The 22,033-nt window shown below is 69.8% G+C and carries 22 protein-coding genes and 1 tRNA gene; 12 read left to right on the top strand and 11 right to left on the bottom strand.

What is annotated here, in order from left to right; translation table 11 throughout:
- Position 1 precedes the first annotated feature (1 nt).
- Positions 2-2,719: a putative bifunctional diguanylate cyclase/phosphodiesterase gene (locus tag CLV68_RS06170; RefSeq protein ID WP_121389550.1), complete on the bottom strand. Its 2,718-nt coding sequence runs from the start codon at positions 2,717-2,719 to the stop codon at positions 2-4.
- Between the two features lie 144 nt (positions 2,720-2,863).
- Positions 2,864-3,628 (bottom strand): PhzF family phenazine biosynthesis protein, encoded by a 765-nt coding sequence (locus CLV68_RS06165; RefSeq protein ID WP_121389549.1) that lies wholly within the window; start codon positions 3,626-3,628, stop codon positions 2,864-2,866.
- A gap of 32 nt (positions 3,629-3,660) precedes the next feature.
- Between CLV68_RS06165 and CLV68_RS06160 the strand changes: the two genes are divergently transcribed.
- Positions 3,661-4,545: a GNAT family N-acetyltransferase gene (locus CLV68_RS06160; RefSeq protein WP_121389548.1), complete on the top strand. Its 885-nt coding sequence runs from the start codon at positions 3,661-3,663 to the stop codon at positions 4,543-4,545.
- Here the strand turns inward: CLV68_RS06160 and CLV68_RS06155 are convergent.
- Both CLV68_RS06155 and CLV68_RS06150 read right to left on the bottom strand, forming a co-directional pair.
- A complete protein-coding gene (locus CLV68_RS06155) occupies positions 4,542-5,483 on the bottom strand; it encodes a winged helix DNA-binding domain-containing protein (protein WP_170224123.1) in 942 nt (313 codons plus the stop codon). The two genes, CLV68_RS06160 and CLV68_RS06155, sit on opposite strands and share 4 nt — an antisense overlap.
- Positions 5,480-5,899, bottom strand: coding sequence for a VOC family protein (locus CLV68_RS06150; protein WP_121389546.1), 420 nt, complete (start codon positions 5,897-5,899; stop codon positions 5,480-5,482). Before CLV68_RS06150 ends, CLV68_RS06155 begins: the two co-directional genes overlap by 4 nt.
- Before the next feature lie 99 nt (positions 5,900-5,998).
- Between CLV68_RS06150 and CLV68_RS06145 the strand changes: the two genes are divergently transcribed.
- Both CLV68_RS06145 and CLV68_RS06140 read left to right on the top strand, forming a co-directional pair.
- Positions 5,999-6,508, top strand: a complete 510-nt coding sequence (locus CLV68_RS06145) for a sigma-70 family RNA polymerase sigma factor (protein ID WP_170224121.1) — start codon at positions 5,999-6,001, stop codon at positions 6,506-6,508.
- Entirely contained in the window at positions 6,505-7,722 is a 1,218-nt protein-coding gene (locus CLV68_RS06140) for a hypothetical protein (protein WP_147459890.1), read from the top strand. The genes CLV68_RS06145 and CLV68_RS06140 overlap by 4 nt, the downstream gene beginning before the upstream one ends.
- 68 nt (positions 7,723-7,790) lie before the next feature.
- On the opposite strand, the gene CLV68_RS06135 is transcribed toward CLV68_RS06140, so the two are convergent.
- The 3 genes from CLV68_RS06135 to CLV68_RS06125 form a co-directional block, all read right to left on the bottom strand.
- A complete protein-coding gene (locus CLV68_RS06135) occupies positions 7,791-8,342 on the bottom strand; it encodes a hypothetical protein (RefSeq protein WP_147459889.1) in 552 nt (183 codons plus the stop codon).
- A gap of 544 nt (positions 8,343-8,886) precedes the next feature.
- Positions 8,887-9,438, bottom strand: a complete 552-nt coding sequence (locus tag CLV68_RS06130; protein ID WP_121390998.1) for an NUDIX domain-containing protein — start codon at positions 9,436-9,438, stop codon at positions 8,887-8,889.
- 351 nt (positions 9,439-9,789) lie between these two features.
- Positions 9,790-9,870, bottom strand: a tRNA-Tyr gene (locus tag CLV68_RS06125).
- Between the two features lie 158 nt (positions 9,871-10,028).
- Here CLV68_RS06125 and CLV68_RS06120 point away from each other — a divergent pair.
- From CLV68_RS06120 to rfbA, 3 genes are all read left to right on the top strand, one after another.
- Positions 10,029-10,520: a YajQ family cyclic di-GMP-binding protein gene (locus CLV68_RS06120; protein WP_121389542.1), complete on the top strand. Its 492-nt coding sequence runs from the start codon at positions 10,029-10,031 to the stop codon at positions 10,518-10,520.
- Between the two features lie 56 nt (positions 10,521-10,576).
- Positions 10,577-10,933, top strand: a complete 357-nt coding sequence (gene cutA, locus CLV68_RS06115) for a divalent-cation tolerance protein CutA (RefSeq protein ID WP_121389541.1) — start codon at positions 10,577-10,579, stop codon at positions 10,931-10,933.
- A gap of 147 nt (positions 10,934-11,080) precedes the next feature.
- A complete protein-coding gene (gene rfbA, locus CLV68_RS06110) occupies positions 11,081-11,962 on the top strand; it encodes a glucose-1-phosphate thymidylyltransferase RfbA (RefSeq protein ID WP_121389540.1) in 882 nt (293 codons plus the stop codon).
- Here the strand turns inward: rfbA and htpX are convergent.
- Together htpX and CLV68_RS06100 are read right to left on the bottom strand one after the other, a co-directional pair.
- A complete protein-coding gene (gene htpX, locus CLV68_RS06105; protein WP_121389539.1) occupies positions 11,959-12,822 on the bottom strand; it encodes a zinc metalloprotease HtpX in 864 nt (287 codons plus the stop codon). The two genes, rfbA and htpX, sit on opposite strands and share 4 nt — an antisense overlap.
- A gap of 75 nt (positions 12,823-12,897) precedes the next feature.
- Complete coding sequence (locus CLV68_RS06100; protein ID WP_170224119.1) at positions 12,898-13,680, bottom strand: siderophore-interacting protein; 783 nt, start codon at positions 13,678-13,680, stop codon at positions 12,898-12,900.
- Here CLV68_RS06100 and CLV68_RS06095 point away from each other — a divergent pair.
- Both CLV68_RS06095 and CLV68_RS06090 read left to right on the top strand, forming a co-directional pair.
- Positions 13,561-15,084, top strand: coding sequence for an amidase (locus tag CLV68_RS06095; RefSeq protein WP_425454821.1), 1,524 nt, complete (start codon positions 13,561-13,563; stop codon positions 15,082-15,084). The genes CLV68_RS06100 and CLV68_RS06095 overlap by 120 nt on opposite strands.
- Positions 15,081-15,602: a TetR/AcrR family transcriptional regulator gene (locus tag CLV68_RS06090; protein ID WP_246009686.1), complete on the top strand. Its 522-nt coding sequence runs from the start codon at positions 15,081-15,083 to the stop codon at positions 15,600-15,602. Before CLV68_RS06095 ends, CLV68_RS06090 begins: the two co-directional genes overlap by 4 nt.
- A 212-nt stretch (positions 15,603-15,814) precedes the next feature.
- Here the strand turns inward: CLV68_RS06090 and CLV68_RS34940 are convergent, their stop codons facing one another.
- Together CLV68_RS34940 and ddaH are read right to left on the bottom strand one after the other, a co-directional pair.
- A complete protein-coding gene (locus CLV68_RS34940) occupies positions 15,815-16,303 on the bottom strand; it encodes a GIY-YIG nuclease family protein (RefSeq protein ID WP_483902889.1) in 489 nt (162 codons plus the stop codon).
- Positions 16,304-16,526: 223 nt separating this feature from the next.
- Positions 16,527-17,393 carry a dimethylargininase gene (ddaH, locus tag CLV68_RS06080; RefSeq protein WP_342772758.1) on the bottom strand — a complete coding sequence of 289 codons (867 nt, stop codon included), beginning with the start codon at positions 17,391-17,393 and terminating at the stop codon, positions 16,527-16,529.
- Positions 17,394-17,467: 74 nt separating this feature from the next.
- On the opposite strand from ddaH, the gene CLV68_RS06075 reads away from it, so the two are divergent.
- The 4 genes from CLV68_RS06075 to CLV68_RS06060 all read left to right on the top strand — a co-directional run bounded on the left by CLV68_RS06075 (position 17,468) and on the right by CLV68_RS06060 (position 21,885).
- Positions 17,468-17,917, top strand: coding sequence for an Lrp/AsnC family transcriptional regulator (locus CLV68_RS06075; protein ID WP_092777529.1), 450 nt, complete (start codon positions 17,468-17,470; stop codon positions 17,915-17,917).
- 11 nt (positions 17,918-17,928) lie between these two features.
- Entirely contained in the window at positions 17,929-18,693 is a 765-nt protein-coding gene (locus CLV68_RS06070; protein ID WP_121389535.1) for an enoyl-CoA hydratase, read from the top strand.
- A gap of 235 nt (positions 18,694-18,928) precedes the next feature.
- Positions 18,929-20,830, top strand: a complete 1,902-nt coding sequence (locus CLV68_RS06065; protein ID WP_121389534.1) for a 2-oxoacid:acceptor oxidoreductase subunit alpha — start codon at positions 18,929-18,931, stop codon at positions 20,828-20,830.
- Complete coding sequence (locus CLV68_RS06060) at positions 20,827-21,885, top strand: 2-oxoacid:ferredoxin oxidoreductase subunit beta (RefSeq protein WP_121389533.1); 1,059 nt, start codon at positions 20,827-20,829, stop codon at positions 21,883-21,885. The genes CLV68_RS06065 and CLV68_RS06060 overlap by 4 nt, the downstream gene beginning before the upstream one ends.
- The last annotated feature ends 148 nt before the right edge of the window (positions 21,886-22,033 follow it).

Here is a 22,033-nt window from a genome sequence, read left to right as displayed (position 1 = left end):
TCTAGGACAGCAGGGTCAGCACGGTCTCGTCGCGCATGCCCCTGGCCTGCATCGTCCTGGCCTGCAGCCACGCTTCCAGCCTGCTCTCCGAGAGCGGCCGGGAGATCAAGTAGCCCTGCGCGACGTCGCAGCCCATGCCCGCCAGCTGGTCGCGCGCGGCGTCGTCCTCGACGCCCTCGGCGACCACGGTGAGCCCGAGCGAGTGGCCGAGTTCGACGATGGAGCGGACCACGGCGAGGTCGCCGAGGTCGGTGCCCATGCCGAGCACGAAGCTCTTGTCGATCTTCACCTCGTCCACCGGGAGCTGGCGCAGGTAGGCCAGCGAGGAGTAGCCGGTGCCGAAGTCGTCGACGGCGAGCACGACGCCGAGGGTGTGCAGGCGGCGCAGCACCGGCAGGGCGCGCTGCGGGTCGGCCATCACGCCGGACTCGGTCAGCTCCAGGGTCAGCAGCTCCGGCGGCACCCCGTGCCGGTCGAGCGCCTCGGCGACCCGGTCGGGGAACGAGGGGTCGTCGAGGCTGCGGACCGACAGGTTGACCGCGGCGGCGATGCGCAGGCCCCGGTCCATCCACTTGCGGACCCGGATCAGGGCCTGGTCCATGACGAACGTGGTGAGCGCGTCGACCAGGCCAGCGGCCTCGACGGCGGGGACGAACTCGTCCGGGTCGAGCCTGCCGAACTCGGGGTGGCGCCAGCGGACCAGGGCCTCGACGCCGAGCACCTGGCGGCTCGGCAGCGCGACCTTGGGCTGGTAGTGCACCTTGACCTGGCCGGTCTCCAGCGCCTGGCGGAACTGGGTGACCAGCTGGAAGCGGCGCAGGAAGATCTGGCCCATGGTGGGCAGGTACGCCTTGACCGTGTCGCCGCTGGAGCGGGCGGCGCGCAGTGCGACGTCGGCCCGTTGCAGCAGGGCGTCGACGTCGGTCTCCAGCGGGGCGCCCTCGTGCTCGCCGCAGCGCGGGCCGGAGTAGCCGACGACGGAGTTGGCCTCGACGGTGAGCCGGTCGACCGGGTACGGGGCGGCGAGTTCGGCGCGCAACCGCTCGGCGATCCCGTGCGCCTGCTCGGGTGTGGTGTCCAGCAGCAGCGCGGCGAACTGGCCGCCTTCCAGCCTGGCCAGCGCGACCTCCGGGCCGAGCGCGTCGCGCAGTCGGCGCCCGGCGGCCACGACCATCCGGTCGCTCCAGGCGTAGCCGAGGGCGTCGCTGACGGTGGACAGGACGTCGAGGTCGACGCGCAGCACGACCGAGTCGTGGTGGCGGCGCAGCGGGTCACCCGCGGCGCGGCGGAAGCCGGGGCGGTTGAGCAGGTTGGTCAGCGGGTCGTGGTAGGCGTCGTGGCGCAGGGTGGCCAGCAGCCGCCGGTTGTCCATGGCGGTGGCCAGGTGGCTGGCCATGGTGCCGATGAGCCGGACATCGGCCTGGCCGAAGCCGCGCCAGCGGGAGAGCTTGTCGTGCGCCTCGACCACGCCGAGCAGGTGGCTGGCGCTGCGCAGCGGCACCACGAGCGCCTCGTCGGCGGCCCGGCGGAGCAAGGCGTGCCGGATCTCGGGGGTCGCGTCGCCGCGGCGGAAGTGCCGCACGTGCGAGCCGGGCAGGCGCAGCAGTGCGTCGGCGCGGGAGCCGGTGGCCTCGACGTCGTGCGACTCGGGCGGCAGCTCGTCGCCGGAGACGACGGTGTGCAGCGGGAGTTGCGGTTCGAAGCGCAGCCGCAGCACGACCCTGCCCGCGCCGAGCTGGTCCTTGATGCGGTCGGCGATGGTCTGCCACTCGTCGCTGTCGGCTATCTCGGTGAGGTCCGACGGTTCGGTGCGACCCAGCGAGGGTTTAGCCGCGGCCTGGTGACCGGAGCGGGCGACGATGAGGCTGACTTCGGCGAGCGCTTCCAGGTCGCGCTGTTCGCGGAGCAGGCCGGAGTAAGCGATGTAGAGCGCGGACAAACCGGCGAGGGCAAGCACGAGCAGCGGCCACCCGGCCTCCGCGTGCGCGACGACCTGGTAGCCGACTACACCCATAGACGCATTGACCAGGCCAAGAACCAAGGTGCGCAACACAAGCCTGACGGCGGCGTTGAGGCGCATGGTGCGGCCGAGCACGCGCACGCAGACCAGGGCGAGCAGGGTGCTCGACAGCGGCGCGACCAACGCGCCTGCCAGCACACCGGCCCAGGCGGGCCCGAAGGCGCCGAGCACGTCCTTGACCCAGGTGGCCACGGCGAACGCGCTGGTGATCTCGAAGATCATCGCGCCCGCGTTGTAGAGGATCCGGTCCTGGACCTTGCGCACCAGCAGGGTGCCGACCCCCGCCAGCAGGTGCGCGGCGAGCACGACCTCGAACGGGGCGACGAACAACCCGATGACCAGCGGGATCTCGCAGAAGGAGATCGACCAGGAGACCCCGGTGCGCACGTCGATGTTGATCGCCAACTGCTCGGCGACCAGGAACCCGAGCGCCAGCAGCAGGCCGACCACGACAACGTTCGGGGTGTCGCGGGCGGGTAGCCACCAGGAGACCAGGCCGGCGGCGACGAGACCGGAGACCAGCACCAGGATGGAGAAGAAGAGGAAGCGGCGGTCGGGCGCCTGCTCCTCGGCCTGCCACGCCTGGTCCCTGCTCAGCTCGGGGTCGGCCAGGTCGGGGTGAGCCGGTCCGGCGTGCGGCAGAACGCTGCCGTGTGCAGGCTCGGTGCCCGGTTCGGCCGCTCCAGGATGGTCCGGCATGCAACCTCCTCCAACGGCCGCGGGCGGTGGCCCTGGTGACCTTCCCGGCGCATGGCGGGACCCCGACGGCCCGCTGACTGTACCCCGATCAGGCGAAAGAGGCACGTGTGCTAGTTACCCGCGGCCACCAAGTTCAGCGACCGTTCAGCAGGTGAGAACACCGGCCAGCACGGTCACCGCCTGCCCGATCAACCGGATCCGGTCGCCGTCCACCCGGACCTCGACGGTCCCGCCGCGGGCCGAGAGTTGGTTGCCCAGCAACAACGTCTTGCCGAGCACGGGACTCCAGTAGGCGGCGAGCGTGCAGTGCGCCGAGCCGGTCACCGGGTCCTCGTCGATGCCGACGGCGGGGTAGAAGCAGCGGCTGACGAAGTCGGCGCCCTGATCACCGGGTGCGGTGACTATCACCCCTCTGGACGAGTCGAGGACGAACGCAGAGAGATCAGGCCGCACCGCGCGCACTTCGGCAGCAGAGGCGACCCGAACCAGGAAATCCTCCCGGCCGCGGTGCACCTCGAGCACGGTCACGCCGGGCAGCGCGGCGACGAGCGGGGCGGGCGGCTCGACCGGTTCGAGCGGGTCGGCGGGGAAGTCCAACTCGATGCCGGTGGCGGTCGCGGTGGCGGTCAGGACGCCGCTGCGGGTGGTGAACCGGCGGTCCCCGCCGAGCACATGTGCGGCGGCGAGGGTCGCGTGGCCGCATAGGTCTACCTCGGCGACGGGGGTGAACCAGCGCAGCGGGACCGGGTCGTCTCCACGCACGTCGACGAACGCGCTCTCGGAGTGGTTCAACTCGGCGGCGACCGACTGCATCCACTCGGCGGAGCGGTCCTCGGTCAGCAGCACGACGCCCGCGGGGTTGCCGCGGAAGGGGCGGTCGGTGAAGGAGTCGACGACATAAACGTCCATGGCTGTCGACCGTACTGCGGTTGGATGGCCGGATGGACGTGTCAGAGATCGAGACCGGGCACGCCGCGCGAGTCGCCGCGCTCGACCCGCTCCTGCCGGTGCCGCCGCCGCTGGCTCCCGGGACCGGGCGCTTGCTGACCGTGCCCGGGGGCGCGGGGATCGCCTGGTCGCAGCAGACGCCCGCGAGCGATCCGTGGAGCCCGCTGCGCAAGCACCTGCTCGAGGTCCGGCTGGCGGACCCAGCCGCTCTCGGTGGCCTGCTCGACTCGTGGTTCGACCTGATCCACAGCTCGGTCGTGCCGGGTGACCTGGACTGCGCGGCCGTGGTGGAGGTGCCCAGTCGCGACACCGAGGGGGTGCTCGCGTTGGTGCACCGGGGTTTCACCGCGTCCAGTGTGATCGCGGTGCGGCTGCCCGGGCGTGGACCAGTGGTCGGACCATCCGATGTGACGGTGCGTCCTGCGGGACCTGAGGACCTGGACGTCGTGCTGGACCTGACGATGGCGGTGGTCGAGTACGACGCGCCGTTCGGGAAGGTCACGCCCCGCCCGGAGGTCATCCCCGCCCTGCGGTCACAGCTGGCCGCGTCGCTGGACCAGATCTGGCTCGGCTGCCGCGGCGACGAGGTGCTCGGCCTTCTCCAACTGCAACTCCCCCCGGCCTCTTCCTGGTGCGACCGCTACTCGGCCGCGCAGGGCGTCGGCTACCTGGCGAGCCTCAGCGTGCGCGCCGACCACCGCGGCTCCGGGGTGGGCTCGGTGCTGGTCGCCCACGCCCACCGCCGGTCCGACGGAGCCGGGGTCCCGGCAGTACTACTGCACCACGCGCTGCCGAACCCCCGCTCCACCCCCTTCTGGTACCGCAACGGTTACCGCCCCCTCTGGACAACCTGGCTCCGACGACCGGTCCTGCGCTAGCCGCGGTTCCAGCGGGCGATGTCCTGGGCCTCGGCCTCGACGTCCAGGCCGGGGTCGGCGATGACCTCGTTCTTCTCCAGGCGCCAGGTGCCGATGACGACGCCGTCGCGCAGGACGGTCGGCATGATGAAGCCGCCGCCCGCCTGGACGCGTTTGGCGAACTCGGGCGGGACGACGCCGTCGCGGGACTTGTAGCCCAACAGGTAGGTGTCGAAGTGGCCGAGCAGGCGGGTCGTGGGACCGGGGTCGGCCACTGGTGCGGCTTGCCGATCACCGAGGCCCGCGCGGGCCTTGCCGAGCGGGAGACCGGACCACGCGGCGAAGTCCTCGGCGGTGGCGGGGCCGTAGCCGGTCAGGTAGCGCTCGGCGAGGCGGGCGACGGCGGCGGGTTCGTCGACGGGGTCGCCGGGGTCGAAGCGGACGTAGGTGGGCTCGGTGTCGGACCGGTCGGGGCCGCGGCGGACGCGGCCGGTCATCGCGGCGTAGGCGATCATGTGCGCGGGTGCCTGGGTCTTGGCGTCGAGCGCGATGCCGTTGTCGGCCAGCAGGGCCACCAGTTCGGCGCGGTTGTGCGGCTCGTCGGTCGCGATGATCTCCGCACCGGCCTCGGCCAGCGCGTCGTCGATGCCGAGGCCGAGCCGCCTGCCCCTGGCCGCGTGCGCGAAGCGGGGGCCGAGCAGGTGCACCAACCAGCCCGCGTCCTCGGCGGCGACCATGTGCAGCGTCCCGCGCATCGCCCAGGTCCTGACCACGTCGCCGTCGGCGACCGCTCTGTCCACATCGGACCGGACGAGGCCCTCGGTCCTGACCCGGACCGCGAGCCGGGCCGGGCGCACGTCCTGGGACTGGATCCCGACCACCCGGCGCACCGCGTCCACGACGGTGACCGCCCGGGGACCGGCCAGGCCGTTGGCGACCGTGCGCGCGACCAGGCTCACCTGGCGAACAACCTGCTCGGGTCGGCCAGCGCCTTGAACTCCAGCGCGTTGCCAGCCGGGTCGCGCAGGAACATGGTCCACTGCTCGCCGGGCAGGCCCGCGAACCGGACGTACGGCTCGATCACGAACTCGGTGCCCGCCGCGCGCAACCGGTCGGCCAGCGCGTGGAAGTCGGGGACGTCGAGCACCAGCCCGAAGTGCGGCACCGGGACACCGTGGCCGTCGACCGGGTTGGTCGCGGCGTCGCCCCGGGTGCCGGGGGCGAGGTGGGTGACGACCTGGTGCCCGGCCAGGTCCCAGTCGACCCAGGTGTCGGCGTCGCGGCCCTGCGGGCAGCCCAGCACCTCGCCGTAGAAGCGGCGGGCGGCGGCCAAGTCGTCGACCGGGATGGCGAGGTGGAACGCGGGCCTGGTCATGGCGTCGACGGTACCGCCAGAAATTTCTCGGCGGGTTGGCAACCTTTCCGGGACCCGGCGCGGTCTAGGGGGTGAGTGACAGCGAGAGGAGGTGACGGCTTGCCCGGCAGTGAACCCGGTTTCGACCAGTTTGTCCGAGACCGGTACGACCAACTGCTGCGCTACGCCGTCATGCTCACCGGCCGCAAATGGGACGCCGAAGAGATCGTGCAGGAAGCGCTCTTGCGCTGCCTGCGCCGTTGGCGTCGTGTGCCCGCGGACAACGCCCTCGCGTACGCACGTAAGGCCGTCTATCACGAGTTCTTACGCGTAGCGAAGCGGAAGCCGCAGGTGTCGCTGGACGACCTGGCCGAGCAACTCGACCTGGACGACTTCACCGGCGCGGTAGTCGAACGCGAACACGTGCTGGTCTTACTGCAACAGCTGCCCCCGAGGCAGCGCGCGGCGGTAGTGGCCAGGGTGGTGCTCGACCTGTCCGAGGCGCAGACGGCGGTGGAACTCGCCTGCTCCGTCGGCACGGTCAAGTCGCTGACCAGCAGGGGGATGGCTCGGGTCAGGCAGTTGTGGGCGGCACAGGCGCCCGCGTCGCAGGGAAGGAGGCGGGCGTGATCGCCGAAGAGGAGGACCGTGCCGCCGCCCGGCTGCGCGACGAGCTCGACGGGATGCGGCTGTCGAGCACACCGGACCACGTCGACCGGGTTCTCAAGCACGTCCACGGACGTAGGCGCGCGCAGCGCCAGCAGCGGGTGCAGATGCTCACGGCGGTCGCCGTGGTGGTGTTCGCGGTGGCCGGGGCGTTCGTGGTCACCGCGAACCCCGGCCACGAGCCGGACACCTACACCGTCGCCGCCGTCACCCAGTGGCAGCTGCGCGGCGACCTCGCGGGCAACGCCGACCTGGTGCGCCGCGCGGAACACCTGTGGAAGACCTCGCCGTACCCGCCCACCGCACCGGTGCGTGCCGTGTTCGCCGGGCGCTCGCCCAACATCTCGGCCTGCTTCGACCTGGTCGTGCTGGTCGCCGACACCGCGGGGTCCGCGGAACAGGTCGCGTTCGTGACGACGCCGATCTCGATCTCCGGCAAGCCGGACCAGACCCAGCTGGTGCTGCGCGCGGTCACGACCGTGCCGGACGGGCAGCGGGCGGTCGGGTTCCTGTCGACGACCAGGGTCCCCGCCGACGAACCGGTCAGCAGCAACGGGGCGATCGGCGTCGCGCTGACCGCGCCGGGACTGGCCGAGATCGAGGTCCGCACCCCGCTGGTGCTCGACCAGGCGCGGCAGACCAACATCCCGGCCGGGGTCGTGTGGCCCGCGCCGGAACAGGGCACCGGGGCGTGGAACGCGGAACTGGTGCTGCGGACCCCCGGCGACCACCGGCAGCGGTTCCCGATCGCCGCGGGCATCGGCGACCCGGTGGTGGAGCACGTGTCCCTGCGCTCGGGCAACGGCGTGGTCCGGGCCAGCGGCGCAGGCGTGCGGCAGGGCGACCTCATCGCCACCCCGGACGGCGTCATCGGGGTGGTCAGCGCGCCGGACGGCACCGTCGACACCCGGCTGACCACGCTCGGGACCATCGGCAAGGTCCAGACCTCCACCTCAACGATCCCGGGCAGGCTCGTCGACGGCACCGGCGGGGTGGTGTTCGAACCCACCGCGGACGGGCTGATCTCCGACGGGAACCGGCTGCAGCTGCTGGCCTGGAACCGGCCGGAACTGGCGTTCGACCTGGGCACGCTGCACACCAACGACCAGGGCTGGCTCGTCACCAGGGTCCCCGGCGTCGTCGGCGCGACCTCGGCGTTGCGGATCGGGGGCAAGTGAACGGGCCGGTCGGCAGGACGCGGGCGGGACGACGTGGGTCGTCCCGCCCGGCGGCCCGCCCGCTCGGGTCAGCTGGCCGACGCCCAGCCGGTGCCCCAGACGCGGACGGTCGGGCTCCAGTCCTTGATGAGGCGGAAGTAGTGCTCGTGGTAGGGGTAGAGGCCGGTCCAGCAGTACCCGTACGAGTTGCCGTTGAGCGAGTAGCGCACCGTCGGCCCGACCTTGGTGTCGGTGCCGTAGGCGTTCCACATCTCGATCTTGATTTCCTTGCCGAAGTAGATGGGATCGCTCCCACCCGTGCCGCGCAGGCTCACGCAGGTCCGGCCCGCGCTGGTCGGCCAGAACGTGCGCGAGGCCAGCGACGAGGTGAAGTCGAAGTTGAAGGTGAACGGCAACGGCACCGCCTGGGCGCCCACCCCCTGCCCGGTCGGCCGGTCGGCCCCGTCATCGGGCACCAGCGGTACGAGCGGCGCGTCCTTGCTTGGTCGCGCATCGGTCTGCTTGGCGACTTCGACCCGGTCGCCGTTCTTGTCCCCCGGCTCGGCAACGACCTGACCAGCCGCCGTCGCCATCGCCACTATCACCAGCGCGACCACACCGAAACGCTTTATCGAAGACATGGGCTAACCCCCGTTACTAGTACCCAGAAGACAGGAAAGGAAAGCTAGCCAGTGCACCAACCACCGCACGTCCGGCGTTCGGGTGACACCCCTCGTAAATAGGCCGTTGCCCATGCCTAATGAAGCAGATGGCAGCACCACCGCTCGCCGCCCGGACCAGCCAAGCCCCCCGTTCGGCGCAGCCCCGCTATTCTGTTAATTACCGGCAGCCACCCCCGCCTGGTCCAGCCCAGGTGCACCCCGCCCCACTCCTATTCTGGGTATATGTGAACAAAGATTTTCCGCCGGGTTGGCTCCCCCGCGGAAATAGCGTCCCCATCGCGCCGCCCTCGCGCGCGATGCGGACGCCAGGGACCGGCCACACTGTGCAGGGGTGTGGCCGGTCCCACTTATTTCCCCCGCCGCAGACGCCCCGGTTCAATCGGCCACCACCAAAGCCACCGAACCGAAAAGCCACAGGACACCCGATTAGACATCGCCCACAAAGGCGACCAAGTCACCCACCCACGAACCGGACACCCACACCACCGACCGCCTCAGCCACCTAGTCCTGCCGACGTGAGTTCAGGTAGTACAGCAAGGACACGAGGGTCCCAGAGCCCAACAACTCTTGGCGCTGCATCAACTCGTTGACTCGATCGAGCGGAACCCACTCGACCCGACCCACCTCCTCGGTGTCGGTCGGATCACCGAGCCGTTCGGCCTCACGCCAGAGGTAGACATCCACCGGAGCCGTCACCTGCCCCGGCAACGGCTCAAAGGTGACCAGATGTTCCGGCTCCCCGACTGGCCGCCAACCACTCTCTTCCGCTGCCTCACGCGCGGCAGCCGCAGCGGCATCCTCGCCTTCATCGACCAGCCCACCCAGCAGTTCGTAACCCCACTGGTCGGTCGGGAAGCGGTAGCGCCAGAGCATCAACGCCTCGTCGCGCTCGTTCACGATCAGCGCGATGGCGATCCGCGCCAAGTGCACGACGTGGTAGTCCCACCGCTCGCCATTGGGCGCCTCGACGTCAGCAAGCCCTACCCGAACCCACCGGTTGTCATAGACGGTTCGCTCACCGAAGACCGTCCAGGCACCGCGCTCGTCGCTCACCGACGAACACACTACCGACGTAACCCCAGTTGCGGACTACGTGTCGACCATGACTTCGGACGTCGCTCGGACCTCCACGAAGCGAGGATCTCGACGGCCCCGCCCCACCCCCACTAGCCCCTACGCACTCGCCCCTCGCGCCCCCACCCAACAGGCCCCACGCACTCGTCCCTCGCGCCCCACCCAACAGGCCCCACGCACTCGTCCCTCGCGCCCCACCCAACGGGCCCCTACGCACTCGTCCCTCGCGCTACGGCCCCCGGCCCCGTGGGGGCCTGGGGGGTCGCCCCCCAGAAACGACGACAGACGACCAGGCCCACGCATTCCGTGGGCACAGGTCGCCTGAGTCTGTGGCGGGTAGAGGATTCGAACCTCTGTAGCTTTCGCGACGGATTTACAGTCCGCTCCCATTGGCCGCTCGGGCAACCCGCCGGGGTGTCCGGTGCTGCTGGACGTCGGGAACCATACCGAATGGGGTGGGGGGAGTTCCAACGGGTACCCCCTCTGCGCGGCGACCCCCTGGTGGGTGGTGGCGGCGGTACCATCCGTGCCGACCTGAACTACCCCTGTACAGCGGAGGTGCGAGGCACGTGGCGGACCCGTCATTCGACGTGGTGAGCAAGGTGGACCGGCAGGAGGTGGACAACGCGCTGAACCAGGCGGGTAAGGAGTTGGCCACCCGGTTCGACTTCCGCGGCACCGGGGCGAAGGTGGCCTGGTCCGGCGAGGAGGCGATCACCTTCGAGGCTGAGACCGAGGAGCGTTGCGCCGCCGCGATCGAGGTCTTCAAGGAGAAGCTGGTCAAGCGGAACATCTCCCAGAAGGCGTTCGACATCGGTGAGCCCGCGCCGTCGGGCAAGGTGCACAAGGTGACCGGCACGCTGGTCCAGGGCATCTCGGCGGAGAAGGCCAAGGAGATCGCCAAGAAGATCCGCGACGAGGGCCCCAAGGGCGTCCAGGCGCAGATCCAGGGCGACCAGTTGCGCGTCTCCGGCAAGAAGAAGGACCACCTGCAGGACGTCATCACCCTGCTCAAGACCGGCGACTTCGGCATCGCCCTGCAGTTCACGAACTACCGCTGACGCCCGGTGGTGGGTTGGCCCTGTGCCCGGCCCACCACCTCCCGGGAGGTGGACCTGTGCAGGCTTGCGAGGTCGTCATCACCGCGGCCGACGCCGAGTGGCTGGTCGGCTTCACGCGCGCGCTCGTGGCCGAGCGGCTGGTCGCGTGCGGGCAGCACATCAGTCCGGTCAGGTCCGTCTACCGGTGGGACGGCGCGATCCAGGACGACCTGGAGGCGCGGGTGGCCCTGCACACCCGGCTGTCGCTGGTCCCGGAGATCGTCGCCCGCGCCGACCGGGACCACCCGTACGACGTCCCGTGCGTGTTCGCGCTGCCCATCCAGGCAGGCAATCCCGCGTACCTGGCGTGGATCATCAGCCAGACCAGGGAAGCTGCCGATTACGACACGCTCGGTGTCGAGCCGACCGGGTGACCAGCCCATCAGGGCGTGGTGTCCGGCATCACTGGTAACCCAGCGTGCACTAGTGGCGATGCATTGTCGGGGAGTCGCCGCTCGATAGGGGATGCGGGCGGCTCTTACGTGGGTAGCCTCGGATTGGTGAACACGACAGGAGCCGTGATGAAGGGCATCGTCCTCGCTGGGGGTAGTGGGACCCGGTTGCACCCGATCACGCAGGCGGTGTCGAAGCAGCTGCTGCCCGTGTACGACAAGCCGATGATCTACTACCCGCTCTCGGTGCTGATGCTGGCCGGGATCCGGGACATCCTGATCATCTCCACCCCCACCGACCTGCCGAACTTCCAGCGGCTGCTCGGCGACGGCAGCCAGTTCGGGGTCGCGTTCTCCTACGCCGAGCAGGCGGAGCCCAACGGCCTGGCCGAGGCGTTCATCATCGGTGAGGACTTCGTCGGCGACGACTCCGTGGCGCTGGTGCTCGGCGACAACATCTTCTGGGGTCTCGGGTTCTCGCAGATGATGCAGGCCAACATCGCGGACCTCGATGGCGCTGTCTTGTTCGGTTACCCCGTCAAGGACCCCCAGCGCTACGGCGTCGGTGAGGTAGACGCGGACGGTCGACTGCTGTCCATCGAGGAGAAGCCTGCCGAGCCGAAGTCGAACCGGGCGATCACCGGGCTGTACTTCTACGACAACGACGTCGTCAAGATCGCCAAGAGCCTGTCGCCGTCGGCGCGGGGCGAGCTGGAGATCACCGACGTCAACCTGGAGTACCTGCGGCAGGGGCGGGCCAGGCTGCTCGACCTCGGGCGGGGCTTCGCCTGGCTGGACACCGGCACGCACGACTCGCTGCTGGAGGCGGGCCAGTTCGTCCAGGTGCTGGAGCACCGCACCGGCGTCCGGATCGCCTGCCTCGAGGAGATCGCCCTCGACCGCGGCTTCATCACCCCGGACGAGTGCTACGCGCTCGGGACCAAGCTGGCGAAGTCCGGTTACGGCGAGTACGTCATGAGCGTCGCGAAGGCCGCGGGCGCCACCGGTTAGGACTGCTCCATCGCCATCCGTTCGAGCCGCGCGATGCGGTCCGCGATGGGCGGGTGGGTCGAGAAGTGCCGGGAGATGCCGTCGCCGGGGCGGAACGGGTTGGCGATCATCAGGTGCGACTGCGCGGCGACCGCGGGCTCGGGGGCCAGCGGCGCGGCGCGGGTGCCCTCGTCGAGTTTGCGCAGCGCGGAGGCCAGGGCGAGCGGGTCGCCGGTGAGCCGGGCGCCGGACTCGTCGGCCTGGTACTCGCGGGAGCGGCTGACCGCCATCTGCACGATGACCGCGGCGATGGGGCCGAGCATCGCGATCAGCAGCATGGCGAACGGGTTGGCGCGGTCATCGTCGTCGTCACCGAAGATGCCCGCGAACAGCGCGAGGTTGGCCAAGAGGCTGACCACGGTCGCCAGCGCTCCTGCGACGCAGGAGATGAGGATGTCGCGGTTGTAGACGTGCGCGAGTTCGTGGGCCAGGACGCCGCGCAGCTCGCGCTCGTCGAGCAGGTCCAGCAGGCCCGTGGTGCAGCAGACGGCGGCGTTGCGCGGGTTGCGGCCGGTGGCGAACGCGTTCGGGGCGGCCGTGGGGCTGACGTACAAGCGGGGCATCGGCTGCCGGGCCGCGGTGGCGAGCTCGCGCACAATCCGGTACAGCGCGGGCTGTTCGGCCTGCGAGACCGGCCGCGCGCGCATGGCCCGCAGGGCGAGCTTGTCGGAGTTGAAGTACGCGTAACCGTTGACCCCGGCGGCGACCAGCACCCCGATGATCAGCGCCGTGCGGCCGAAGAACGAGGCGACCAGCACGATCAGCGCGCTGAGACCGCCCAGCAGGAGCGCGGTCCGCACGCCGTTGACATGTCCGTGCACCCTCGCCTCCTCGGTTCTCGCAGGCCCGGGAGTCCAACGAGCGCCCGGGGTGAGAAGTTCCAACCGGACAGTCGATCAGTTGCCGCTCTCGCCGAGGCGCCAGTAGGTCGTGGGGCGCACGCGCTGGCGGGGATAGCCGCGGTCGTCGAGCAGGTGTGACCGCACAGCGAGCATCGCCGACCGCTCGCCCGCCATCCAGACCTCTGGGAGCCCCTCCGGCAGCGTCGCAGCCCTGATGGCGTCGACCAGGACCGTGTTCTGGCCTGCCGGGGCGCCGTCGCGGTAGAGCCAGGTGACGCCTTCGAGTGGCTGCTCTTCCGCGGCGTTAGCCACCTCGATGAAGGCCAAGACCCGCTTGTCTTGCGGCAACGCGGCGAGGATCGCGGAGATGGCGGGGATCGCGGTCTCGTCACCCGCGAGCAGGTACCAGTCCGCGGTCGGGTCGGGCTGGTAAGCGGGCGATGGGCCGACGAAGATCACGTCGTCGCCCGGCTGGACCCTGGACGCCCAGGCCGAGGCCGGGCCCGCGTCGCCGTGCAGCACGAAGTCGAAGTCGACCTCGTTGGTGGCGGGGTCGTGCCTGCGGATGGTGTACGTGCGGGTGAGCGGCCGGACCTGGGCCCACAATCCGCGTGCCGACTCCAGGGTCAACGGCTCGGGGAGCACGGTGTCCTCGGGGTAGAGGTAGAGCATCACGTTCTGGTCGGTGCTCGCCCCGGCCAGGCTCGCCAGCGACTCGTGCTGGACGGTGACCCGCGCCATGTGCGGGGTGACGCGCTCGACCCGGGTGACCGGGACGCGCCACAGCCGGGTCTCTTGCCTGCGGGAGCGCCTGCGGGCCTCGGGTTGCGTGCTCATCTCCCCCATCCTCGCGCCCGTGGTCCTGGCGGCGTGAACCGGCTACCGTTCGTTCGAACGAACAGGGAGGTCGCCGTGCTCGGACTGGAGGCCAACGCTCGGGCCCTCGCTGCCGGGTCGACGACCTCGATAGCGCTGACGACCGAGGTCCTGGACTCGATCAGGCAGAGCCAACCGACGCTGAACGCCTTTCGCAGTGTCCGGGAGGTAGCGCTCACTGATGCTGCGGCCGCAGACCGGGCTCTTGGTGCGGGCAAGCGGTTGCCACTGTTGGGCGTACCGGTCGCCATCAAGGACGACGTCGACATCGCTGGTGAGCCCACCGCGTTCGGTTGTCCGGGTGACTTTCCTGCGGCTACAGCGGACTGCGCGCTCGTTGGGCGGCTCAAGGCGGCTGGCGCTGTCATCGTCGGTAAGACCAACACGCCTGAGTTTGGCCAGTGGCCGGTAACCGAGGGATCTGCGTTTGGGGTAACCCGGAACCCTTGGGATCTAGGGCGAACGCCTGGCGGGTCCTCTGGAGGCTCGGCTGCTGCTGTCGCGGCTGGGTTGGTACCTGCGGCCGTTGGGTCTGACGGTGCCGGCTCGGTGCGGATTCCGGCGGCGTGGACGCATCTGGTGGGGGTCAAGCCGCAGCGGGGGCGGGTGTCCAATCCGGACCTGTTTCACGGCATCACGACTGACGGCGTGTTGGCCCGTACCGTCGGGGATGCGGCGTTGTTGCTAGAGGTGCTTGCTGGCGCGCCGTTCCGGGACGCGGCTGATGCGGACCCGGGCAGGTTGCGGATAGGACTGTCGTTGCGGCCCGCGTTCACTGGCGTGCGGGTTGCGCTGGACCCGTTGGTGCGTACGGCTGTTGTGCGGCTCGCACGGGTGTTGCGGTCACTGGGGCACGAGATCGTCGTCGCGAACCCCGACTACGGCCTGATTGGACTCAACTTCCTCCCCCGCTCCCTAGGCGGCGTCCACGACTGGCATGGCCGCGTCCCGGATCCGCTCTTGCTCGATACGCGCACTCTTAGCAACGGGCGTCTCGGGGCCCTCTTGCGCGGGCGTGGATTGCGCACCGCTAACGCCACCTTGCGGCTGTTCCAACGTCGAGTGGGTCGGGTGTTCGACCGCGTTGACGTACTCCTGACACCGACGACGGCTTCCCTACCTCTGCCTGTTGGCGCTATCGACGGACTACGCGGGTGGCAGACGGATCAGGCGATCATCCGCGCGTGCCCGTACGCGTGGCCGTGGAACGTGCTCGGTTGGCCTGCCGTGAACGTGCCCGCGGGGCTTGTGCCGCTGCCGGTGGGCGCGCAGCTGCTGGGACGCGCTGACAGCGAGCGACAGCTGATTTCCCTTGCCGCGCAACTGGAGTCCGTCGAGCGCTGGGACCAGAGGTGGCCGTCGTGACCCGGGACCGGATCCTGCGCGCGACCCTGCGGGTGATCGCCGACGAAGGCGTCGCCGGGGTGACGAACCGGCGGATCGCACGGGAGGCGGAGGTCTCACTCGGGTCGATCACGTACCACTTCGCGACCCAGACCGACCTGCTGCGCGAGAGCCTGCTGCTGTTCGTACACGAGGAAACAACCCGACTAGCGACCTTCGAACTACCGGCGACTCTGGAACAAGCGGCCGCGTTGGTCCAACAGGTCGTGGAGAACCTACCGTCCGAACTAGCCCCGTTCGAGCTCTACCTCCACGCCGCCCGCAACCCCTCCCTACGCGACGCCACCTCCCGCTGCTTCGCCGCCTACGACGCGCTGGCGCTAACAGTCCTCACAGCCCTCGGCATCCCCTCACCCGAACACCTAACCGGCCCCGTCGTGGCTCTAGTAGCAGGCATGCAACTCCGCCACCTAGCCACCGGCACACCCCCCGAGATCGCCAACGCCCTCTTATTGCTCGTCAGCCCTTCGCCGCACTGAACACCGGATTCCCCACCGACACCCGCTGCACCGGCACCACAACCCGCGGCTGCTCAACAGCGACCCCACTACGAAACACCGGCACCTGCGGCTTCACCGGACGCACGTTCACACTCATCAGTCCTCCCACAATCCACTGTCGGCCCAGAAGTGCCCAGCAACCGCCGAGCTGTAACGGCCTCCCCCAAAGTGGACCACCGGGGTACGACAGTTCAGCGCTTGGCGGTGCCGCGGCCTGACGGGTTTGGGAGCACCGGGAGAGCGCGGGCCGCGGCCTTGGCGTCCTTCCGGATGCGGGTGAGCTCCTCGAAGAACGGGTTGTGCCGGTTGTCGCTCAGGTTCAGCGGCAGGTACTCCCGCTCGATCACCGCCTTCTCCACCTCCCGCGGCGACTCCACCGCGAGGTAGGACACCCGGGCGTGGGCGTCCAACCACTTGTTCAACACCTGCTCACCGTGCACGAAGGTCAACCGGTTCCCACTCCCGACGCGACGCAGCTCCAACCCCAGCTGGTCGGCGAGCAGGCACCCCAGCGTCAGCCGGAGCGTGGACGCCTCCGCATTCCGCTTGAGGTGCTCCCTCACCCGATGCCGAATCGTCCGCTTACTCGGCCGCGCCCCATTCAGGGGCGCAGGCTTCGGCGCAATCCCCACATAAAGCAACTTCCACGGCGCCCCAGCCAACCCCTCCGGCAACGGCACCACCGGCGGAACCTCATCAAAGAACCACCCATACAACCCCGCCACAGCAGGCACCGGACACGGCTTCCCAAGAAGAACGTCGTCCCTTGAGTACGTCCGCTGAGGCAGGAGCAACGGCCTCAGTAAGTCCTCATACTCATCATCACCCACGACTCCACCCCAGCCCGGTAGCCCTACCTTCCAGAGTCGAACCTACCGAGCTGAAGCGGGCCAGCACCCCTCTTTAGAGCGTCCGATCGCGAAGTTCCATGGTGCAGCACTTGGGGCCGCCGCCGGATTTGCGGAGTTCGGTGATGTCTACGGGGTGGGGGGTGTAGCCGTGGGTGTGGAGTTGGGTGGTGAGGGTGGTGGCTTCCTTGGGGAGGATGACGTTGCGGCCGTCGGATACGGCGTTGAGGCCGAGGCAGGCGGCATCTTCTTCGGTGGCGAGGATGGCGTCGGGGTAGAGGCGGCGGAGTAGGCGTTGGGTGCCGGGGGAGAAGGCGGCGGGGTAGTAGGCGATGTGGGCTCGGGAGGTGGGGGTGGCCTCGGTGAGCACGAACAGCGCGACGTCCAGGTGGTAGTAGCGGGGGTCCACCAGGTGCAGGGACACCACTGGGACGCCTAGGACTTCTTGGGCTTCGGCGTGGGCGCCGGGGTCGGTGCGGAAGCCGGTGCCCGCGAGCAACAGATCGCCGGTCCAGGTGAGGTCGCCCTCGGCTTCGTTGATCTTCTCGGGCATGACGATGTCGCGGTAGCCGCGGTCGAGGAACCAGGTGCGGAAGAAGTCGGCCTCGGCGGCGCGCTGGGGGGCGCGGAAGCGGGACCCCAGCACCACGCCGTCGATGACGGTGCCCGAGTTGGCGGAGAAGACCATGTCCGGCAGGCCGGGCTGGGGGGCGATGGTCTCGACGGTGTGGCCGAGGCGCTCGTAGGTCTCCTTCAGCGCCGTCCACTCGGCGACCGCGCCCTCGGTGCTGACCGGGCGGGTGGGGTCCATCCACGGGTTGATGGAGTACTCGACCGCGAAGTACGTGGGCGAGCACATGAGGTACCGCCGCGTCGTGGCGAGGCGGGTGGTCGCGGGCTGCCGCACGGGTGCCGAGGTCATGGATCGAAATGTAGAGCCCCGGAAAGCAGTCATCAATGTCGCTAAGACGCCCTCGAACATGCAGAATGTTGCGTGTGGACGTCATTGATCAGCGAATCATTTCACAGCTCGTGGCCGACGCGCGGTCGAGTTACGCCGAGATCGGCAAGGCCGTCTCGCTCTCCGCGCCCGCGGTCAAGCGGCGGGTGGACCGGCTGCTGGAGACCGGTGTGCTGCGCGGGTTCACCGCCGTGGTCAACCCGGAGGCGCTCGGCTGGGGCACCGAGGCGTTCGTCGAGGTGCACTGCCAGGGCAACGTGTCCCCCGACCGGATCCGCCAGCGGCTCGAACCGCTGCCCGAGGTGGTGGCCGCCTACACCGTCTCCGGGTCGGCCGACGCGATCGTGCACCTGCGGGCGGCCAACATCCACCACCTGGAGGACGCCCTGGAGCGGCTGCGCGCGGTCGACATGGTCTCCAGGACCGTCTCCACCGTCGTCCTGTCCACCCTTTTGGAGCGTCCGCCCGCGCCCGAGCCCGGCTAGGGTGCGCGGACATGACCGTCCTGCTTGAGCGGCGCGACGGCGTCGCCGTGATCACCCTCGACGACCCCGAGCGACGCAACGCCCTGACCCTGCCCCTATCGGCCCGACTCGCGGAGCTCGTCGCTGAGTGCGAGGCCGACCCGGACACGGCCGCGGTCGTAGTGACCGGTACGCCCCCCGCGTTCTGCGCCGGGGCAGACCTAACGGTGCTCGGGGAGTCGCGCGAGGAGGGGCTGCGCGGCATCTACGCGGGGTTCCTGGCCGTTGCGCGGTGTTCACTGCCGACGATCGCGGCCGTCGGTGGGGCGGCGGTAGGGGCAGGGTTGAACCTGGCGCTGGCCGCGGACGTCCGGATCGCGGGACCGCGGGCCCGGTTCGACGCGCGGTTCCTCCAGTTGGGCATCCACCCCGGCGGCGGCATGACGTGGATGCTGCAGCGGCTCGTTGGCCCGCAGACCGCGACCGCGATGACCCTGTTCCGGCACGTCCCGGACGCGGCGGAGGCGCAGCGCGTCGGTCTGACCCTCACGACGGTCGACGGTGACCACGACGCGCTGGTCCAAGCGGCCGTCGACCTCGCCGCGGCTACCGCCAAAGCGCCTAAAGACCTGGTGCTGTCGATCAAAAGGTCGATGCGCGCGACCGCGGCGCAAAGCTGCCACGACGACGCGATCGAGACCGAACTCGCGGCGCAGTTGACGTCGATGGACTCCTCCGCGTTCGCCCAGCTCCTGGCGGAGATGAAGGCCCGGATCTCGTCCGCGCCGACCCCGTAAGCTGTTCGCGGCATCCCACGGGTCCGGAATCCGGTGCCCATCATCCGGGATAAGTGTAACCGCCGGTTACACTCAAACCGGGACCGCACCAGGCCCTTACCCGATACCGTTGATCGGGGGCTCGCGCGGGACTGTGATCTGCAACGCGTTGCTCGGGTCCGTGGTCCGGCGATGCCTACCGTTGAACGCGACACGACCAGCCAGTCGGGTGTCAGGAGAGAGGGATCGGCAGCTCATGAGCACAGGTGTGGACGGTGGTACTGCCGCCACCGGGACCCCGCGGGCGGCCGCGGTCACCAAACTCGACCGAGTGGTGATCCGGTTCGCCGGTGACTCCGGTGACGGCATGCAGCTCACCGGCGACCGCTTCACCTCGGAGGCCGCTGCCTTCGGCAACGACCTCTCCACCATGCCCAACTTCCCGGCGGAGATCCGCGCCCCCCAGGGCACCATCCCCGGCGTCTCCAGCTTCCAGGTCCACTTCGCCGACTACGACATCCTGACCCCCGGCGACCGCCCCGACGTGCTGGTCGCCATGAACCCGGCCGCGCTCAAGGCCAACATCGCCGACCTGCCCGCGGGCGGCACGCTGATCGTCAACACCGACGAGTTCGTCAAGCGGAACCTGACCAAGGTCGGTTACGCGGTCAACCCGCTCGAAGACGACTCACTCGCCGCCTACCAGGTGCACCAGGTCGCGATGGCCACGATCACCCAGGGCGCTCTTGCCGACACCGGCCTCGGTAAGAAGGACGCCGAGCGGTGTAAGAACATGTTCGCGCTCGGGCTGCTCTCGTGGATGTACCACCGGCCGACCGAGGGCACCGAACGGTTCCTGCGCGAGAAGTTCGCCAAGAAGCCGGACATCGCGGAGGCCAACGTCCTCGCGTTCCGCGCGGGCTTCTACTACGGCGAGACCACCGAGGCGTTCGCGGTCACCTACGAGGTCGCTCCGGCCAAGCTCGCCCCCGGCACCTACCGGCAGATCACCGGCAACACCGCGCTCGCGTACGGGATCGTCGCGGCGGCGCAGCAGTCGAAGCTGCCCGTGCTGCTGGGCACGTACCCGATCACGCCTGCGTCGGACATCCTGCACGAGCTGTCGAAGTACAAGCAGTTCGGCATCACGACCTTCCAGGCCGAGGACGAGATCGCGGGCATCTGCGCGGCACTGGGCGCCAGCTACGGCGGCGCGCTCGGGGTCACCTCGACCTCGGGCCCCGGCGTCGCGCTCAAGTCCGAGACCATCGGGCTCGGCGTGATGACCGAACTGCCGCTGCTGGTGATCGACGTGCAGCGCGGTGGCCCGTCGACCGGCCTGCCGACCAAGACCGAGCAGGCCGACCTGCTGCAGGCGATGTACGGCCGCAACGGCGAGTCGCCGGTGCCGATCATCGCCCCGCAGTCGCCTGCCGACTGCTTCGCCGCCGCGATCGAGGCGACGCACATCGCGCTGAAGTACCGCACCCCGGTGCTGCTGCTCTCCGACGGCGCGGTGGCCAACGGCTCCGAGCCGTGGCTGATCCCCGACGCCGCCGACCTGCCCGACCTGACGGTGGAGTTCGCGACCGAGCCCAACTCCCCCGACGGGTCGACGTTCTGGCCCTACCTGCGCGACCCGGAGACGCTGGCCCGCGCGTGGGCCGTCCCCGGCACCCCCGGCCTGCAGCACCGCATCGGCGGGCTGGAGAAGGCCGACGGGACCGGCAACATCTCCTACGAGCCCGACAACCACGACCGGATGGTCCGGCTGCGGCAAGCCAAGATCGACAACATCCCGGTGCCCGACCTCGCCGTCGACGACCCGACCGGCAAGGCGCGGGTGCTGGTGCTCGGCTGGGGCTCGTCGTACGGGCCGATCGGCGCCGCGTGCAGGCGGGTGCGCAAGCTCGGGCACTCGGTCGCCCAAGCCCACCTGCGCAACCTCAACCCGTTCCCGGCCAACCTCGGCGACGTGCTGCGGTCCTACGACAAGGTCGTCGTGCCGGAAATGAACCTGGGGCAGCTGGCGTTGCTGCTGAGGGGCAAGTACCTCGTCGACGTCGTCAGCTACACCAAGGTCGCCGGCCTGCCGTTCAAGGCCGAGGAACTGCAGAACGTGCTCACCGACATCGTGAAGGGGGTCGATGCGGGATGACCACGATCGACTTGGGGCTCCCCGGACTCGCCGGGGTGCCGACCACCGACGAACCGCAGAAGGCCAAGGACTACAAGTCCGACCAGGAAGTCCGCTGGTGCCCCGGGTGCGGGGACTACGTGGTGCTCAACGCCGTGCAGTCGTTCCTGCCGTCGCTGGGGCTGCGCCGCGAGAACATCGTCTTCATCTCCGGCATCGGCTGCTCGTCGCGCTTCCCGTACTACATGAACACCTACGGGATGCACTCCATCCACGGCCGCGCCCCGGCCATCGCCACCGGCCTGGCCACCGCCCGCCCCGACCTGTCGGTCTGGGTCGTCACCGGCGACGGCGACGCGCTGTCCATCGGCGGCAACCACCTGATCCACACCCTGCGCCGCAACGTGAACCTCAAGATCCTGCTGTTCAACAACCGGATCTACGGGCTCACCAAGGGCCAGTACTCGCCGACCTCGGAACCGGGCAAGGTCACCAAGTCCACCCCGATGGGCTCGCTGGACTACCCGTTCAACCCGGTGTCGCTGGCGCTCGGCGCCGAGGCCACGTTCGTCGGCCGCGCACTGGACTCCGACCGCGCCGGGCTCACCGAGGTCCTGCGCCAGGCCGCCGAACACCGCGGCTCGGCACTGGTCGAGATCTACCAGAACTGCCCGATCTTCAACGACGGCGCGTTCGACGTCCTGAAGGAAGCGGGCGAGGCCGAGCGCAGGCTCATCCCGCTTGAGCACGGCAAGCCGATCCGCTTCGGCGCGGAAGGCGAGTACGGGGTCATCCGCTCCGGCTTCGGGTCGCTGGCCGTCGCCAAGGTCAGCGAGGTCGGCGAGGACGCCCTGGTCGTGCACGACTCGCACACCGAGGACCCGTCCTACGCCTTCGCACTCTCCCGCCTGTCCACCCAGGACCTCAGCCACACCGTCACCGGCGTCTTCCGCTCGGTCACCCGCCCCACCTACGACGACCAGGCCCGCGCCCAGGTCGACGACGCCAAGGCCACCCGCCCGGCAGACCTCGACACCCTGCTCCGCGGCAAGGACACCTGGACCGTCATCGCCTAGGTCCCCGCTCTGCCGAACCGAGCCCCCACCGAACCGGTGGGGGCTCGCTTCATTTCCCGGTGGGCAAACGGGTGATCGTCGACCGGCGAACCACAGTCACGTTCAGCAATGCGCTATTCATCCAGCGTGAACAAGGGTGCGCGGGGAT

The organism is Actinokineospora cianjurensis (assembly GCF_003663795.1).
In the GTDB taxonomy this organism is placed as follows: Bacteria; Actinomycetota; Actinomycetes; order Mycobacteriales; family Pseudonocardiaceae; genus Actinokineospora; species Actinokineospora terrae.
The sequence above is the reverse complement of the archived record's forward strand: the minus strand, read 5'-3'. Positions and strand labels throughout refer to the sequence as shown.

Bases quoted from the DNA above. Each gene is read 5' to 3' on its own strand.
- CLV68_RS06170 (WP_121389550.1), bottom strand. From the start codon at position 2,719: ATGCCGGACCATCCTGGAGCGGCCGAACCGGGCACCGAGCCTGCACAC.
- CLV68_RS06165 (WP_121389549.1), bottom strand. From the start codon at position 3,628: ATGGACGTTTATGTCGTCGACTCCTTCACCGACCGCCCCTTCCGCGGC.
- CLV68_RS06160 (WP_121389548.1), top strand. From the start codon at position 3,661: ATGGACGTGTCAGAGATCGAGACCGGGCACGCCGCGCGAGTCGCCGCG.
- CLV68_RS06150 (WP_121389546.1), bottom strand. From the start codon at position 5,899: ATGACCAGGCCCGCGTTCCACCTCGCCATCCCGGTCGACGACTTGGCC.
- CLV68_RS06135 (WP_147459889.1), bottom strand. From the start codon at position 8,342: ATGTCTTCGATAAAGCGTTTCGGTGTGGTCGCGCTGGTGATAGTGGCG.
- rfbA (WP_121389540.1), top strand. From the start codon at position 11,081: ATGAAGGGCATCGTCCTCGCTGGGGGTAGTGGGACCCGGTTGCACCCG.
- CLV68_RS06100 (WP_170224119.1), bottom strand. From the start codon at position 13,680: ATGAGCACGCAACCCGAGGCCCGCAGGCGCTCCCGCAGGCAAGAGACC.
- ddaH (WP_342772758.1), bottom strand. From the start codon at position 17,393: ATGACCTCGGCACCCGTGCGGCAGCCCGCGACCACCCGCCTCGCCACG.
- CLV68_RS06070 (WP_121389535.1), top strand. From the start codon at position 17,929: ATGACCGTCCTGCTTGAGCGGCGCGACGGCGTCGCCGTGATCACCCTC.
- CLV68_RS06065 (WP_121389534.1), top strand. From the start codon at position 18,929: ATGAGCACAGGTGTGGACGGTGGTACTGCCGCCACCGGGACCCCGCGG.
- CLV68_RS06060 (WP_121389533.1), top strand. From the start codon at position 20,827: ATGACCACGATCGACTTGGGGCTCCCCGGACTCGCCGGGGTGCCGACC.